11 protein-coding genes are annotated in these 17,323 nt (G+C 68.7%); 9 read left to right on the forward strand and 2 right to left on the reverse strand.

Translation table 11 applies throughout. The features are described 5' to 3' along the window. Positions 1-195: 195 nt before the first annotated feature. Complete coding sequence (locus ABZ454_RS35870) at positions 196-387, reverse strand: hypothetical protein (RefSeq protein ID WP_359543694.1); 192 nt, start codon at positions 385-387, stop codon at positions 196-198. 145 nt (positions 388-532) lie between these two features. Between ABZ454_RS35870 and ABZ454_RS35875 the strand changes: the two genes are divergently transcribed. From ABZ454_RS35875 to ABZ454_RS35885, 3 genes are all read left to right on the forward strand, one after another. Beyond that, positions 533-1,723 carry a hypothetical protein gene (locus tag ABZ454_RS35875; protein WP_359543695.1) on the forward strand — a complete coding sequence of 397 codons (1,191 nt, stop codon included), beginning with the start codon at positions 533-535 and terminating at the stop codon, positions 1,721-1,723. After that, positions 1,704-2,105 (forward strand): hypothetical protein, encoded by a 402-nt coding sequence (locus ABZ454_RS35880; protein WP_359543696.1) that lies wholly within the window; start codon positions 1,704-1,706, stop codon positions 2,103-2,105. Before ABZ454_RS35875 ends, ABZ454_RS35880 begins: the two co-directional genes overlap by 20 nt. Positions 2,106-2,271: 166 nt before the next feature. Then, entirely contained in the window at positions 2,272-2,571 is a 300-nt protein-coding gene (locus ABZ454_RS35885) for a hypothetical protein (protein WP_359543697.1), read from the forward strand. Positions 2,572-2,865: 294 nt separating this feature from the next. On the opposite strand, the gene ABZ454_RS35890 is transcribed toward ABZ454_RS35885, so the two are convergent. Next, positions 2,866-3,861, reverse strand: coding sequence for a hypothetical protein (locus ABZ454_RS35890; protein WP_359543698.1), 996 nt, complete (start codon positions 3,859-3,861; stop codon positions 2,866-2,868). A gap of 713 nt (positions 3,862-4,574) precedes the next feature. On the opposite strand from ABZ454_RS35890, the gene ABZ454_RS35895 reads away from it, so the two are divergent. From ABZ454_RS35895 to ABZ454_RS35920, 6 genes are all read left to right on the forward strand, one after another. Continuing rightward, entirely contained in the window at positions 4,575-6,203 is a 1,629-nt protein-coding gene (locus ABZ454_RS35895) for a TIGR02677 family protein (RefSeq protein ID WP_359543699.1), read from the forward strand. Further along, a complete protein-coding gene (locus ABZ454_RS35900) occupies positions 6,200-7,525 on the forward strand; it encodes a TIGR02678 family protein (RefSeq protein WP_359543700.1) in 1,326 nt (441 codons plus the stop codon). Before ABZ454_RS35895 ends, ABZ454_RS35900 begins: the two co-directional genes overlap by 4 nt. Continuing rightward, on the forward strand, positions 7,522-11,778 hold the full coding sequence (locus ABZ454_RS35905; RefSeq protein ID WP_359543701.1) for a TIGR02680 family protein: 4,257 nt from the start codon (positions 7,522-7,524) through the stop codon (positions 11,776-11,778). Before ABZ454_RS35900 ends, ABZ454_RS35905 begins: the two co-directional genes overlap by 4 nt. Then, the gene (locus ABZ454_RS35910) at positions 11,775-13,055 is read left to right on the forward strand and encodes a TIGR02679 family protein (protein ID WP_359543702.1); all 1,281 of its coding nucleotides are present in this window, start codon (positions 11,775-11,777) and stop codon (positions 13,053-13,055) included. The genes ABZ454_RS35905 and ABZ454_RS35910 overlap by 4 nt, the downstream gene beginning before the upstream one ends. A gap of 232 nt (positions 13,056-13,287) precedes the next feature. Continuing rightward, positions 13,288-15,162, forward strand: a complete 1,875-nt coding sequence (locus tag ABZ454_RS35915; RefSeq protein ID WP_359543703.1) for a hypothetical protein — start codon at positions 13,288-13,290, stop codon at positions 15,160-15,162. A 346-nt stretch (positions 15,163-15,508) separates the two neighbouring features. After that, positions 15,509-17,233, forward strand: a complete 1,725-nt coding sequence (locus tag ABZ454_RS35920) for a DNA-binding protein (RefSeq protein WP_359543704.1) — start codon at positions 15,509-15,511, stop codon at positions 17,231-17,233. The last annotated feature ends 90 nt before the right edge of the window (positions 17,234-17,323 follow it).

Raw genomic sequence — 17,323 nt, forward strand, 5'->3', positions numbered from 1 at the left:
CGCTTGGTGCGGCCGGACATCACTCCTGCAGTGACGCCAGACGCAGCCCTACCCGAGGAACGACAGCCGAACCTGCCGGTTGGCATTATCGACATTCGTGTCCACCAAACTCCGTTAAGGCAACACCAGCCTATCCGGATGGCAAGGGCCGGGGCCGGCCCTTGCCACAACCCCGCGGTCACTTCTACAGCAGGGTCACAGAGGCCTGAGGACGAGGAGGTGGCAGTCGAGGATCTGGCGGGCTTCCCTCCGGCGGGAGCGGCGGGGGTGCAGCAGGGCGACTCCGACGATGACGACGTACACGGTGATCCAGATGAGCAGGACGGTGATCAGGACCCAGAGCAAGGGCCCGGTGGCCGGGAGCAGGGCGGTCAGTGCAGTGAGCATGGTTCCTCCTAAAGTGCCGCCGGGCCGTGCGCTGCGGCGGTTCCCCCAGGTCACCAGGCCCGGTGCGCCCGGCCCGGGTAAAGGTGGGGGGTCTCTAATTCCCGAAGGCGCGGCCTCTTCCGACGGAAGTAGGTAGGTTCGCGGCATGTCTTCTCCTGGTCCGGTCTCCGCTGATCAGCAGCTCGTCGAGCACGCGCGCCGCCACGGTTTCGTGGTGTCAGCGAAGCAGCTTGCGTCGTGGCGGCGGGCGGGGCTGTTGCCGGAACACACGAAGCGGGCGCTGGGCCGCGGGCGCGGGAGCGCGTCGGTTCCGGACGCCGAGGCATTCGGTCTGGTCGTGGCGCTCGCCCGGCTGGCGCGGAGGGGCGCTCGGCCCTCTCATCTGGCGCTAGTGCTGTTCGGCGAAGGGCACCCGGTGCCGGAGGGGACCGTGCGGGACGGCTTCGGCAAGGCGGTCCGGGGCCTGGGCGCCGGGCTCGGCGAGCAAGGTCCGGAGGAGGGGGAGGACGAGGCGGAGTGGGCGGAGCGCGTCGCCGACGAGGTGGTCGCCTCGGGGCAGCGGGTGCGGCTCGTTCCCGCGCGGGTGCGTCGGATCGATGAGGGCATCGCCCGGTACATGCGTGACCGGGAGGTGGTGTGGCCCCCTCCCGAGCTGGCCGACCTGGACGCGAACCCGGAACCTCCAAGCCTGTCCAGCGGGGAGGTCACGACTGCCGCGGTGACCACGGCGCTGCGTGGAGGTGCCGCCGTCACGCCGCAGGGGATTGGTGACGTGCTGCGGGCCGTGCAGCCGCCGGGGTGGGGCAACCCGGCGGCGTCACTGGCCGAGTACACGGTCGATGACGTCCCTGATGCCGCCCAGGAGGTGTTCCTTCCGGACGGCGGGATGAGCACCGTTCCCGACGGTGACGTCCGCGGCGCCCTGCTGAGTCTGGTGGAGACGGCCCCCCTGGAAGACCTGCGGGAAGCCTGGGAGGTGAGCGGGGCGACCCGCGAGTGGGGGCTGGATCTGTGCGCACGGGTCGAGGCGGAGCTCGAGGCCGGCGAGCTGGGCGACGCGGCCCTCGCCTGGCTGATGGGCAGGGCCTTCGTGTCGGGGCTGGTGCTGATGGCCCAGGTGGGAGACCGCCACTGGTCCCCCACAGACCGGGCGTTGGACTCCCTGATCCTGTTGATGATGCGGCGGTCGTTGCGCGACCTCGACGGCAAAGTGCCGGACTGCCAATGGGAGCTGCTCGGATCCCCCGCCGTGCTGCCGGCCCCGCTGATCCCGTTCCTCCAGCCGCGGTACGCCTCCGAGATTCAGCAGGAGAATCATGATCCAGAGCCCTCGTGAGACCGTGGCGGCGGCCATGGCCGAAATGGCGGTGCTGCGTGCTCTCCAAGTGGCCGGTCGGCGCTTGCTCGCGCGGCGGAGCCGGGCGGTACGGGGCCCTCTGCGGACCGTGCCTCCGTGGGAGCTGCATCTCCATCTGCCGGTTGGCGATACCGATCTGGCGCTGCTCCTGCAGGATGCGTGGGTCATCCCCGAGGCCGTCGGCCTGCCCGCGGTGATGATCGAGGAACTGGATCAGCACGTGCGGATTCTGCTTGCCGCGGGGCTCGGGTACCGCCGGGATGACTTGCTCAGGACAGTGTCCCGTCTGCCGCTGGAACAGCTGGTACTCCCCTGGGACGCGCCTGCCGGGACGGTCGAGGCTCATGCCCCGGGCGAGTGATCCTGTAGAGCTGAGGGCGGCAGGCGTTCTGCGGCATTGCACGGGTGAGATCGTCGAACCGTATGACCACTGCCCTCGGTGCGGTGACTTCCATGAGGTGCGCGCTGACCTCAACGGGCGCTTCGACTTCATGTGCGGCGCTGATCGGGCGGTTGAGGTCACACAGGTGACCAGCAGCGTAGCTGAGCAGAACCGGCGCTCCTGGGAGCCGTACCTCAGGGAACGTGCGATGCCCGAGTTAAATCTGGGCTGGCACGTAGTGTTCGAGAGCACAGCGAAGGCAACCTACGGGGGCCGCAAGGGGCACCCTCGTTTCAAGGATGCCCTGACCGTCGTCAGCCCGGCCCTCTGGGTCGGCTGCCTGCTGGACCAGACCCACGTCCTGCACTGGGACCACGACACCGGCTGGACGCGCTACCCGCTACCGAACCCGCTGCCCATACCCCGATTTCCCGGCTGCCCCTGACGCAGACTGGACAGCACAGCGGCATTTCAGCCCCCCTCCTGGGCCGGGGTCGGACTCTGAGGAGGGGCCCGCTTTCCAGCTATAGGCACTCCGCAGTTGTCCAAGTTGCTAGCCCTCGACTCCACCAAACTCCGCCAGGACAACCCCAGCCCATCCGGATGGCAACGCACGCCGGGCCAGCCGCGGCCGTCACCTCGCGGGGCGACCACCACGGCTGAAGCATCCGCTCGGCATGCGGTGGCGGACCGTTCCCAGCCCATCACGCCGGCGTCACGGCTTCCTTGCCGACCCGGATTACGAGTCGTAGCGTTCGGTCACCACCATCGCCGTCCCTGCGAGTACCGCTCCTACGGGCGTCTCAGCCCACTCGGCGAGCAGCAGCGGCTTCTCGTCCACAGACTTCAGCAGATGAGCGATCTCCTCGGCGGTCGGCGCGACCGGAAGGGCACAGCCGACCATGTCGTGGCCTGTCGCGCTGGTGTGGTTCCCGGGCTCCTCCTCAGGATCGTCCGGCACCCATCGGCCGACCTCGATCTCCCACGAAGTCTCGTCGTCGTCTGGCTCCGGCGCTTCGATCGTCAGGTAGAAGCCGTCGGAGTCGTACGGCTCCACGAAGAGGCGACAGCTGGGGTCGTCGAGTGAAGCCCCCACGTCGCCGCCCTGGGCGTGCGCGGTGACCAGCACCCGGAGGGCAGCGACCGCCTTCTCCCGTTCCTCCGAGGTGAATCCCGACTCGCGTCGGTCGAGCTGCTCGCGCGTCTCGTCGCTCAGCGTGTCCAGCCCGTCGTCGTACTTCACGAAGGGGTGGCCGAATTCCCAGCAGCGCTCGGTCCCCGGATCCTCCTCCGAGGAAGTTCCCGAGAAGTCCGCGAGTCCTGCCTGCAATCCGTGCCTCTCTGCCTCCAGTTCGGCCCGGATCGCTCTGCTGACCGTGTCGGGGAGAGCCGCCATGGCACTTTCCAGGTCGACGAGCGCCTGATGGAGCCGTAGGCAGACGTACTCGAACCACAGACTGTGGGAACCATCGAGAAGAGCGGTGCGGGTGGCAGGGTCTGTGAGCGCGGCAAGCTGCGTACGCGGGTAATAGCCCACACGCCGTTCCCGGCAGTCGTGGATGCTGACAGGGACGGTAGCGAAGGCGGAAATTCGATTGAGGGCGTCAACGACCGGGCCCCCGAGGCGAGGCTCGGCAAGACTCGTCACAGCCTTGGATACAACGCCGTCCGGACCCTCGTAGGTCGCCAGGATCTGCGTCTTTCCACGGGTGGCGTGCTGAGAGTAGATGGTCACGGAACGCCTTTCGGCCGTCCGGCACACGACGGCCGGACAGAACAGGTGGGCAGGAAGCGGGTAGGAGGTGGTGGCGAGGGCGCTTTCCGACGCTCCGTACCTCAAGATGATCGGAGGTGGCCCAGGTACCGTCCCAGGCTCCATTCCTGCCCGCAGGGTAGCGCATACCCCGCGTTTCGCAAGCAGATATTCAGCGGGTCTGCCACACGAAAAGGGTGACATCCGAACTGGTTTGCCTTGTGGGGCGGGTGGGACGGATTTCGCTGTGTCCAAGCCTCATCCGGAGGAGTTCCGCCAAGCCGTCGTGCGGGTCGCAAGGAACCGCGGCGCGGGCCTGACGGTCGAACGGGTGTGCACCGCACCTTTGGAGTCCACCCGATGACGCTTTGGAAGTGGATGCGTCGGATGGACATCGACGACGGGACCAAGCCCGGAACGGCCAGTCAGGAGAATGCGGAACTTCAGGAAGCACGGCGGCGGATCAAACTGCTGGAGCAGGAGAACGAGATCCTGCGGGGGACTGCGGCCTATCTATCGCAAGCGCATCTGCCGGAAAAGGATCTACCAGCTCGTGAGAGAGCTGGCTGGGGGCGGGTTGCCCGTCACATCCAGTTGATACAGCCGGACTCCGCAACAATCGAGCCTGGCACACGTCCGCGGCATTTTCGGCCACTCAACGACGGCCCCCGGCTGCTCCGCGTAACCTCACCGGCATGGGGGCATCAGAATCCGGTCCGGGCCAGGACTCCGACGACGAGGCACGGCGGCGGCTGAACGCGTACACGTACCTCAGCGCGCCCGAGCGGCTGGAGCACGTCGCGATCATGCGGGTCTTCTGCGGAACGCTGCTGGCGGATCTCGCCGTCCCGGACATCATGGTGAAACTGCGCCAGGCCGGAACTTTCGCCGCGGGGCTCGACGCCGACACCCTCACAGTCCGGCTGGAACAGCTGGTGGCCTGGGGAAACTTGCTGCGCAGCAGCCACACGGTGAACGCGTCCAGCATCAGCGAGTACCAGCGTTCCCGCTCGCGCTACCAGCTGTCGAAACTGGGCGAACATATCCAGCGGGACGCCGACGGGGTCCTGGCCGAGGCCGACGCCGCCCGCGAGGTGAGCAACGAACTGCTGGCCCTGGTCGAGCGCGGACTACGGGAGCTGGCCGACCTCGTGACCGCGCCGGGCGGCGTCGAGCCGCAGGACGGACTTGAGCGGATCAGCACGCTGTTCGTGCAGTTCAGCGAGTTCGCGGACTCCATACGCGACTTCTACGCCTACCTCGGCCAGGTGCTGTCCCGCTACGACCTGGACAGCGCCGAGTACCAGGGCTTCAAGGAGCTGCTCCTGGACTACGTCGAGGCGATCACGGAGGACGTGGCGTTCCGAGCGCCTCGGATCTCGGCGGCGTTGGACACCCTGTGGCCGCACATCCCGGCTCTGCTGGGCCGGCTGGACTCCCACGCCCAGGGGCTCACCGGGCTCTCGACGCAGGCGCAGGGCGAAAGCCGACCGGACGTCCGGATCCAGCGCAGCCGGGGCCGCGAATTCGCGGACTGGGAGGGCCTGCGCGGCTGGTTCAGCAACACCGACGGCCAGGGCAGCCAGGTCGACCAGCTACGCGATGCCACTCTGCGCGCGTTGCAGTCGCTGCTCGCCAACGCCAAGCGAATGCTGCGGTCGGCCACCGGGGGGATGTCCCGGCGCAAGGATCTGCTGCGGCTGGCCCGCTGGTTCGACGAAGCGGCGCCGCAGGACGCACACGACATCGCCGTCGCCGCCTTCGGGCTGTATGGCGCCCGCCATCTGGGCATACCTCCGGCCACCGACGAGGTGGTGCCCGCCTACACAAGCTGGTGGACCGGTCCCGTGGTCGAGGTACCGGTGGCCCTGCGTGAAAGAGGCAGCCGCGCCCAGCGGGGCCGGGCCTCAGCGGTGGAGGACCACTCCGCGCAGAAGCATCTGCTGAGGGAGGCCGCACGGCAGCGGGCAGCGGCCAGAGCAGCGGCGGCGGACGAACTGCGCAGCGCGTCCGGCCGGTTCGCCGAGGTACGCCTCACGTCAGCGGCGCTCGGCCTGCTCTTGGAACTACTGGCCACAGCGCTCGGAAACGCACAGCTCAGCAGGCCCGTCAGCACGGACGGGGAGAGGACGGCGGTGTTCGACCTCGACTCGGCCAGCAGTGAAGACGCCGAACTGCGTATCCGTCTCACCGTGCGCCGGACGGCGGGCACGCGAACGGTGCTGTACTCGGCCGAGGGCGACCTGCTGCTGGACGACCTGGAGCTGGACATCGGTCGCACCTCCGCCGCGGTCGGCGGCGAAGCGAAGGCGAGCGTGTCATGACCCTCCCCTCGACTCACGACGTAGCCCTGGCAGCCGAGCGCCGCACCGCCGCCCGGCTGCTGCTCGCCCACCCGCTGATCGCATCGGACGGCCCCCACGCCGACCTCTTCCCGCTGATCCGCAGGCACGCCGAATGGCTGGGCAAACGGTTCCAGCAGGTGCTCGGCTACCGCCTGCTGGTCGACAGCTCCTACGCCCGGCTGTTCAAGGCGGGGCTGGGGGCGGGTTCGGGTCATCGGCTGGAGCGCTCCACCGGCACCCCGTTCACCCCACAGACGTACGCCTGCCTCGCGCTTGCCCTGTCCGTGCTGGTGACTGCGCCCGAGCAGATGCTCCTGTCACACCTGGTCGCCGAAATCAGGGCTGCCGCAGCCGACGCCGGAATCGAGCTGGAGGAAACGGGCCGAGCGGCCGGGAAGCGGACCCTGGTCGCGGCTCTGCGCCAGCTCGTCAACTGGGACGTGCTCATCGAGACCGAGGGCCATGTGACCGCACTTGCGCAGGAGGCGGGCGGCGAAGCCCTGATCACGGTAGACCGGGAGCTGGCACGCGTGGTCGTCGCCGGCCCGCTCTCCCAGGCACGAACCGGCGCCGACCTGGTCCGGCGGGCAGCGGATCCGGGCTTCGGCGGACCACGCACCTACGTGCGCCGGATGCTCGTCGAGACACCCGTCGTCCACCTCGACGAGCTCACGGACGCCGAGCGTGACTGGCTGCGCACCCGGCAGCGCCGGGAGGCCCAGGCTTTCTCCGAACTCCTTGGTTTGGAGATGGAGATCCGTGCCGAGGGCGTGGCGCTGGTGGACCCCGAGGAAGAACTCACGGATCTGCACCTACCGGGCACGGGGACCGTCGCACAGGCCGCGCTGCTGCTGGCGGAACGGCTCGTGGAACGCCTTCGGCCGCAGGAGCCGGGGCATCCGGCGACCGGCGGGACACTCATCATCGGGGTGGCCGTCCCGGACGGCCTGGTGGACAAGGTGCTCGCCGAGCTCATCACCGAGTACGGGCAGCGCAGCAACTGGCAACGCGGCTACCTGGAAGACCTTCCCTCCTTGCGAGAGGCCGTACTGGACCTGTTGGTCCGCATGCGGCTGATGGCCCGCGCTGGCCGGCTGCGCGCCGAGGGCGAAGGGCTGCCGGAGGGATACGTCGACGAGGCTCTCGAAGGACGCACGGTGACCGATGTCCGTGGCGCGCGGCCCAGCGGCGAAGGCTGGGTGCTGCTGGCAGCAGCAGCCCGCTACGCCACCCAAATCACCGTGCGCCCGGCCACCTCAGTCGGCAAGGACACAGACGTTCAGGAGGAGTTGCCGCTATGACCACCGACGCGCGTGGCCTCGTTCCGCTGCCGCGTTCCGGAGCTGCGACAACCGTCGGCCCCACAAGAGACGGCGGCACCCGCTTCCGGCTGCACCGGGCGGGCATCCAGAACGTCTGGCAGTACGACGAGCAGGAGTTCTCCTTCGGCGACGGACGGCTGCTGCTGCGTGGCAAGAACGGTGCGGGCAAGTCCAAGGCCCTGGAGATGCTGCTTCCGTACCTTCTGGACGGCGACTCCCGGGCACTGGACGCGACAGGCACCGGTCGCACCACGCTCGCGTGGCTGATGCTGGACGGGTTCGAGCAGACCAACCGTCTCGGGTATCTGTGGGTGGAGTTCCGGGGCACAGCCGACGACGGCGGTCACCACCACCTGACGCTCGGCGCCGCCATCCGCGCCTCGAAGTCGACGCAGAAGGCGCTGCCGACATTCTTCGTCACCCCGCTGCGGATCAGTGAGGACCTCCATCTGATCGAGGCGGGCAAACCGCTACCGGTCGACAGGCTCAAGGAGATCGTCGGCTCCGACAACGCGACCGACCGTGCGGTCCAGCACCGCTCACGAGTGGCCCGGGAACTGTTCGGCATCACCGACGCGACGCGCTACCGCAACCTCACACAGCTCCTCCACCGGCTGCGGCGCCCGACAGTCGGCGACCGCATCGAACACGGGGGTCTGGTCTCCCTGCTGAGCGAGACCCTGCCGGGGCTCGACGAGGACGTGGTCGAGAAGGTAGCGCGCAACCTCCACGACCTCGACGCCGTACGGGACGAACTCGGCCGCCTGGAACGCACCGACGCGGCCTTGCGCACGTTTCTCACCAGTTACCGCGGCTACCTGGCCGGGGTCCTGCGCACTTCCGCCCAGAGCGTGAGCCACGAGCTGGGCGTCCTCGCACAGCGGCGCCGGGCGGCCGGAGACGCCGCTCAGCGGACGAGCGACCTGAGGACGCAGGAGGAGGAGTCGGAGGGCCGACTGGAGACCCTGCGCGACGAAGAGCAGAACGCCCGGACCGACCTGACCGCCCTGCACGCCAGTCACGCCTACCGCAGCCTGCGCGAACTATCGGAGCGCCGCAGCACGGTGGAGGCGCTGCACACCGCCGCCGCGGCTGCGTTCACGACCTTGAGCAACGCGCACGATACGGAGGAGGGCTCGGCCGAGCGACTGGCCGAAGGCGTCGAACACCTCGGAAGCCGGCTGGCCGAGCTGGGAAGCGAACATCGGGAGCTGCTGACGCTGGCGGAAAAGGCCGGGCTTCCCACCGGCCATCTCGGCGAGGCGGTGGCCCTGCCGCGAACGGTTCTCGCCCAGGCCACCGAAACCGCGTTGACGACTCCGGACGGGGAGACGCGCGCCGTACGGCACCGGTCGGCGGCGCGCGTGGACACGGTCACGGCTCAGGAAGGGCTGCGGTCCTGGCAGAACCAGTTGCAGGACGCCGAGACGGTCGCGAGAAATCGGGCCCGGATGGTTCAGGAGGTGACCCGCCTCATCGCACGGGCGGACGAGGCCCGGGGCGCGGCAGCTCAGGCCGATGCCGAGCGGGAACGGCTGGAGGACGAGGCGGAAGAGGCCGTCGGCCACCTCGACGGCAGCCGTCAGAAGATCGCCGAGGAGAGCGGCGCCTACTCCCGTCAAGTCGCCGAGTGGGCGGTGCGCACTCGGACTGCACTGGGTCCCGACCTGCCGTCGCTGGACGCCGTCCACGCCACTGTCGGCCACGAGACCTCTACTGACGCGCCGTTCGTAGACCGCACACTGCCGCCCGACATCGACAGCCAGGCGTGGCGGACCGCTCAGGCCGCGTTGGAGCCGTACGGCGAGGAACTCACCGGACGCCGGGACACATTGGCGCTCGACGTCGGCCGACTCGGTGAGGAACTCGACCGTCTGGCGGAGCAGAAGCGGGACTGGGAGCGACGTACCGACCCCGAGCCGCCCGCCCCACACCATCGTGCCGCCGCGAGGAAGCCGGGCAGTGGAGCACCTTTCTACCGGCTCGTGGACTTCGTGGACGAGCTGGCGCCGACCGACCGAGCTGGTCTGGAAGGGGCGCTGGAGGCGAGTGGAATCCTGGACGCGTGGGTGAGTGCGGACGGCGTCCTGCTCGATTCACGCATCCGGGACACCCTTCTCCAGCGGGGTCCCGTGCTTTCCGACGGACCGACTCTCGCCTCGGCCTTGCGCCCAGCCCCTGAACCGGGTTGCGGCATCACGACCGAGCAGGTTGAGGGTCTGCTGGCCAGCATTGCACTCGCATCGACACAAGAGACTTCCGCACACAATGCGGTTTTCTTCGACGGCAGTTGGCGTCTGGGCGTACTCAACGGTCGTTACGACAAGGGCGACACCGAGTACGTTGGGGCCGCCGTACGGGCCGAGACTCGGCGTCGCATCCTCGCCGAGTTGGAGGAGCGAACCACGCAGACGGAACAGCGGCTGGCCGACGTTCGCGAAGCGCTAGCCGTAGCCGATGCCACGCGTCGGGCTCTCACGCTCGCAGAACGGGATTTCCCCAGGGCACGGAATCTCGCGGACGCATGGAGCAGAACCGAGTCAGCAGAACGGACCCTGCGCGGCCTGACCGCCAAGGCGACCCGCGCGGCGCGGCTGGCCGAGGAGACACGCGCTCTCGCGGTATCGGCGCGGACCGAGGCGAATTCCACTGCGACCGCCCACGACCTGCCCGGCGACCCGGCCGCCCTAGACAGTGTGCGCACCGCACTGACCGGCCTGCTCGGCGGTATCGGGCATCTGCGCAGGGCCGTGAGCGGCACTGATGGGCGGCTCGGTTCCAACCAGGCCGATGCCGACCGGTACGGACGAGCCCAAGGGGATCGCCTGGCCGCGGACGAGAGCTACCGGCTCCACCTCGCCGGACTGCGCACCGCTGAGCAGGACCTGCGTACCCGCGAAGAGGCCATCGGATCGTCCGAGGAAGAGATCCTCTCCCGCGAGCAGGAGGCCAAACAGCGCATCGCGAACGCCGACCGCGCCCTGCCCGGGGCGCAGAAAGCCCGCGACGACCTCCACGACCAGCGCGTGCGCGCGGAAGAGGACGAGAAGCGCCTGCGCGGAACCCTGGCGGACCAGGAAACGACGGTCATCGACACCGGCAGCGCTCTTCGCACTGCTCTCGGCCGACCGGAGGTGGTGCTCGGCGCCGGCCTCGACCGGTCCTCGCTGCCCGAGTTCGTGTCGGACGATCCCGGCGCGGACGTGCGCAGCCGTCTGCGAGCGCTGCGGGCCCTCGCCGACGCCGTGGAGCAAGCCCTCGGCCGCCCGAAGGGCGAGGTGTCGGACAGCACCCTGCTCAACCGTCACACCGATCTTCGAGACCAACTGGCCGGTGGGTTCGATGCGCAGCTGGAGGAGCGCGACGGGATCAAAGTGTGCCGGCTGGTCGACGACCACGGGTCTCATGACGTCGCGGCTGTGGGCGAGCGGATCGCGGTTCAGGCCACGGAGGCCCGAGGGCGGCTCACCGAGCGCGAACGTGAGGTCTTCCAGCGGTTCCTGACCGGCGAGCTAGGCGACCACCTCTCGGCGCAGGTCATCACCGCTGCGAACCTGGTCGCGGCTCTCAACGACACCTTGCGGACCGTGCGCACCTCCCACGGCCTCGGCGTCGAGCTGCTGTGGAAGCTGGACGAGGATGTGGACGCGGATGTACGCGCGGCCGTCGAGCTGCTGCGCAGTCCGTCGAGCCTCAGGACGCGCGAGCAGACCGAGCAGCTGCGCGAGGTGCTGCAACGCCGGATCGAGGATGCCCGCCGTGCCGACCCATCGGCCGGTTACGCCGCCCATCTGCGGACCGCGCTGGACTACCGCGACTGGTTCCGCTTCCACACTTTCGTGGTCGAGGACGCGGCCCCAGGCCGCCGCAGGAAACTGACCGGCCGGACGGGGCTCAGCCAGGGCGAACAACGCGTGCTTTCCTACCTCGTGCTCTTCGCCGCAGCAGCCGCCCACTTCAGCAGCCTCGCCGAATCGGCACCTCACGCACCACGCCTGATCCTCCTGGACGACGCCTTCGCCAAGGTCGATGAACCCACCCACGGCCGACTGGGCCGTATCCTCGTCGACCTCGATCTCGACTTCGTCCTCACCAGCGAGCGGCTCATGGGCAACTGGCCCGAGGTTCCGTCCCTGCACATCTACGAGTGCCTTCGTGATCCCCACGTACGCGGGGTGGCCACCCTGCACTACACCTGGAACGGTCGGCACCGGCGTCTGGTGTCCGTATGAGCGGACTGCCCGCCGCAACGCGCGACTGGCTGAAGGGACCCGGACTCGCCCGGCTGTGGCAGGGAGCACGTAAACGCCTGGAGAGCAACGGCGTACAGGCCACGGGTTCGCTCCGACTGACCGCGATGAACGCCCAGGAGCGCAACGACCTGTCTCTCCTGCTGGGCAAACCCCTCACAGGTGCCGCCGTGGCCATACGGCTCGACGTGCTCGACGCACGGCTACGCGAGTCGGCTGCCGGACTCGGGCTCAGGCAGACGCTGGAGGAACTCGGCCCGCCCCTCACCGACCGCCGTGCCGCCCGCGCGGACGCGACGGCACGGCGGGAGCAGGTCTGGTCGTCTCTTGCTTCGTCACTGGACGCCTCCCCGCTCGCCGTCCAGGAATGGCCCCGGCAGTGGTACGACCTGCTGCGCCGTTCCGGTGTTCCGAGAGGAGTGACGCCCGAAGCGGCGATACGGACACTCCAGCAGGCGGTCCAAGTCCTCACCGTTCTCCTCGGACCCGACGGACCTGAACGCAACGGCACACGTGGTCGAGGAGAACTCGCCGCCATGACGACCGGCTCCGCGCACGGCCTTGACGACGGCACCTGGCTCGCACGCCTCGTCCAACGTGGGGTCGCCCTCGCCCACGGCACCGAGTTCCCCGACGACGCGGCCGGCCGACGCGCTCTGTGGCGGCTGGTGTCCGTCACGCCGGACGAGGTCTCCAGCACGGTGCTGACGTACGGACTGCGACCCGACGGCGAGGGCTGGCGGGAGCGTGCTCTGCGGGAGCGGGCCGACCATCACTGCGAAGTTCATGTCACACCACGCGACCTCCGTGACATCCGGCTGCAGCTCCCCGCCGCAACCCTCATCCACATCTGTGAGAATCCGCGTGTTGTGGAAGCCGCGGCGGACGCCGCCTGCGTCCGGCCCATCGTGTGCACCTCCGGCAGTGCCGCCACCGTGGTCTTCACGCTTCTCGACGCCCTCGCCGCCACGGGTTGCCGCTTCGCGTACCACGGCGACTTCGACTGGCCGGGGATCGCGCTGGCCAACCGGGTGATCCGACGCTACGAAGCCCTGCCGTGGCGCATGGACACTGCGGACTACGAGCGCCTGGCCGCTCGCAGTCAATCCGAGGCCATCCCTCAACTGGCTCTCGACGGCGGGCCGGTCGACGCAGACTGGGACCCAGACCTCGCCCCCGCCATGACCGCTCTCGGCGTCGCGCTCCACGAGGAGGCCACCCTCGATCTGTTGGTGGCAGACCTGTCATGCCAGGTGTAGTGCGACGTCAGCATCATGCCGAAGTCACCGGGATTGTCAGTCCCTTTCGGCATCATTGACGCTCACACCTGATACGACACCGTGCCCGGGTGGCGCTGACCAGAGGATCACGTCGCGGGGCGGTGCCGACGATTGGAGTCCGATGGCCGCGGCGGAACCACGCCTGTCTCTTCCTCACGACTTCCTGCGTACGGTCATCGCGCGGGCGTCCGACGATTCCCCGCCTACCCGCATGGCTGTCGAGGCGATTCGCGCGGCGCCCCCGGGCACGGATCGGGACGGCCTGGCCATGTCCTTGCTTATAGGACCGCTCGCAAAGTCCGCGCCCGAGTGGCTGTTGGCCATGGCAGTGGAGAGCGATCTCAGTCGCGAACCGCGCCCGCACACGACGTCCGAGCGCATGGACCTGACCCGCGTCGCTCTGTCGCACCAAGCCTGCCCGGAGGCATACAGGGCGCAGGTCCTGCAGAAGTGCCCTGAGGCGCGACTCGGTGCCCTTGGCCGGAGAGAGGGTGGCGCAGCACTCATCCACGCCGTCGTCGCTGAGCTCCGCCGGCGGTCGACATCGCGCCTGCCCATCGCCCCCGAGCTGCTAAAGGTTCCGACGCCCGCCCAGGTCGTTCTTGGTGAACACGGCCTGCACGAGGACGTGTTCGTCGCAGCCCTCGACTGCCTACCGCTCGGGCCGGACAAGCTTGACGGCGAAGAAGACGTCGACGCGTGGATGGAGCGTCACCGCGCCGCATCCGACGCCTGGGAAAGCATGTGGGACGGCGTCCTACGGGTCCAGACCGAACATCACCGCCGCCTGCTGGAATGGTCCGCAACGCACCCCGCAGCCGACCGCGTGGTGCGTGAGCACCTGCTCGGATCCATACCGTGGCACGTAGAACCAGCCTTGTTGGAGGAAGTCGCGGCACACAACCTGGAGTCCTTCGAGCGTGCGGTTCTCGTCACCCGGATTTCCCGATCCTGCAGGGGCGGGCTGACGCCCGCGCAGGCGCGGGAACGCTACGCCGACGAACTGGCGGCCGCGCCCCAGGAGGAGCGGGACTACGTAGAACGATTCCTCGACGGGGAGATGCAGTCCAAGTCCATCCAGGCCATTCTCTGCCGCTCCGCCGTCGGCTGGGTGGAGCGGGCAGGAAGCCAGAACTGGCGGTACCTCCTCAACCCCGGCGAGGCCCGGCGTTACGGCCGGCCCCGAGAATGGCTGGCGTCCCAGGAGCTTGTTGCCGCCCTCGCCACGCGGTTCGCAACCATCTGCCTTTCCGCTCTGACCCTCTGGGAACCGGAACCCGCCTCGCGGTATCGGGTCGTGCGCGACCTCGGCTGGTTGCACGCCCTCCTCGTCCATCTCCCCGAAGTCACGGAGGAGACGCGGCAGAAGGCGCGTCTTGTAGTTGAGGACACCAGGCGGTCCCTGGCTACCCGGTCCAGCGCATACGGCTACCACTCCAACCATTCCGCGTGGGAAGAGACCCAACGGGCCGAGAAACTGATGGCCACCATCATGCCGCTCGTCACGGATCCCGTCCCTGCCCTGCCGGGCCGACGCACGGCCTCCCTCGGCGACCCGCAAAGCATCCGGTTCAGACAGCTTGCCGACGCCGACGAGGCCGTTCTCGTCACGTACCTGGACTGGCACACGGGGAACGACGCGCTCGTCGAGGAGGCCCTGCTCTCCTTCGCCGCCCGCTCCTACCGAAAGTCCCTCACCTTCGACGACGTACTGGCCCGCCACTCCGCCCCGCAGCAGACTCTGCTCGACCTCACCCTGCACCTGCGCAGGCGCCTGGGCGGCGGACCCGAACTGCGCGGAAGCTGGGCCGAGATCATGCTGGCCCGGCCCGAGTGCCCTCCGGAGCTGCTCCGGCTTCTGCCTGCCTGGTCAGCGCTCAAAGCCCGCGGTCCGCGCTATGACACCACTCATCCCGCAGTCGCGGCCTACGTGTCCGAGGTGCTCGGAGACAGCGATGCTGCTTGGCAGCGGTTCGCGGCAAGTCCCATGTCGCACGCCGGTCCGGGTGCCTGGCATCGGCTGGGCGACCTCCTCGGTGCGGCGGTCAAGGGAGTCGCGTGGCCGGCACCTCCGCCAGGACGCTGACGGCCTCCGTGTCGATCAGCCTCAGCCTCGTGGACCTACACCCGATCGCCGCGCCACGTACGGAGAGGCGTCAATGGCAGGGTGCGGGCGGTTCGATCCCTGGGAGCCATCGGGGAGCCAACCCGCTTCCCAGGCCCCTTCGAAACCACCCGCGCCCGCGACACCCCGACGCTCTGAACAGGAAGAAGCGACTGTTGCATGATCAGGTGACACCTTGACCTGGCTTGCTGAGCGGCGACCCGGAAGGATGTTGCAGTGCCCAAGCAAAATGATGTACTCGCTCGTCCGCGAACTGGCCGCTGCCCCTCACAGGGTGCCAGCGGCGGTGACGTGCTGGGTACTCAAGATGGCCCGCCAGCCCTACTACCGGTGGCTGGCCGCACCGGTCACCGACACCGAACTCGCCGCGGCGTACCGGGCGAACGCCCTGTTCGACGCGCATCGCGACGACCCGGAGTTCGGCCACCGTTTCCTGGCCGACGAGGCCCGCGCGGCCGGTGAGCCGATGACCGAGCGAACCGCCTGGAAGATCAGCCGCGACAACCGCTGGTGGAGCACGTTCCGCAAGCGCCGGGGCCGCGGGAAGACTGTCAAGGCCGGCCCGCCGGTTTCGGCCCACGTAAGCTCTGAACGTCGAGCGTCGCGCTGCCGGTTGCACCAGGAGGCCATCGTGGATCACCTCTTCACCGTCATGGGCGAGGCGGCCACACCGATCGCGCGCACCGGGTTGGCTGCGGAAGGCCTCCTTGAGAGGCAGCACTTGCAGGAGTGGGTGATCGCGCACCCGCAGGTGCTCGGGGAGTCGGTGCTCGTCGTTACCGCGGAGTACGACCGGTGGGCCGACACAGACGGCGTGCCGGCGCGCGACCGGCTGGACGTCCTGGGACTGGACGCAACAGGGCGCCTCGTCGTGGTCGAGCTGAAGCGCGGAGCGGCTGATCGGGACGTGCACCTCCAGGCGATCACCTACGCCGCCCTGGTGTCCCGGTTCGACCTCAGCACCCTGGCCCAGGCGCACCGCGACTTCCTGTCGCGCAGGGGGCAAAACCTCGACTTCGATGCATGCAGGCAGCGCCTGCTCGATCATGTGGACGGGGAGTGGAGCCCGGAGCTGCTCCAGCGCCCTCGACAGGTGATCATCGCCGCTGACTTCCCCAAGCAGGTCACCCACTCCGTGGTCTGGCTGTCGGAAATGAGCCTCGACATCGACCTCATTCAGGTGGGGCTGTGGAAGGTGGAGGGACACGTCGTCGCCGGCTTCACCAAGGTCTATCCGACCCCGGAGGTGGAGGAGTTCACGCTCGCACCTGCCCGAGTCGAAGGCGAGGCGGCAGCCAAGAAGCTGCAGGAACGCGCACGCTCACGCAACGCCGTCCATGTACTCGTCGGTGCGGGCCTGCTGCCCGAAGGCACCAAACTGCTCATGACACCGCGCCATGGCACAACGGAAGCCATCCGTAATGCCATCAACGCGTGGGTAGAAGGGGACATCAGCAGAGCAACCGCAGTCTGGACCAACAACACTGCCCAGCCACTGGTCTGGGATGCCGACGGCGCGTCCTACTCCCCCACCGGACTGGCCAACCACATCTTCACGAGCGTGACGAGCCGCACCGCCGACGGCGTACAGGGCACAACATGGTGGGACGTCGACACCAGCCATGTTCCCAGCGATGTCGACAGCGAAGAATGGGCCACCCTCGCAGGACTCAACCTCTCAGGGCTGGCCAAGCAACTCAACGGCACCCGCAAAGACTGGACGGAGCTGCACACCCTGCTGGGCGCAGTCCCTGCCGGACGATGGACCACCTACGGTGACGTGGCAGCAGTGATAGGCAGCCACGCCGTTCCGGTCGGAAGACACCTGAGTACCTGCGGCCAATGTCCCACCCCCTGGCGTGTCTTGAATGCAGCAGGACGCGTCAGCAACGGCTTCCAGTGGGCGGACCAAACCCGAACGGACACCCCCGCAGAAATCCTCAAAACCGAAGGAGTCCGCTTCAACGGAGCTGTCGCCGATGCGGACAAGCGCCTCGGCCCGGACGCCCTCCGGCAACTACTCGACACCTGAGAAGCGACCGCCTCTGCGGAGCACCGCGCGTACGACACGGCACCGAACGAGTGCGCCATGAAGCACTCGGCGCATGCTCCGCAGTTGTCT

It is taken from the genome of Streptomyces sp. NPDC005803 (genome assembly GCF_040630435.1).
Lineage (GTDB): Bacteria > Actinomycetota > Actinomycetes > Streptomycetales > Streptomycetaceae > Streptomyces.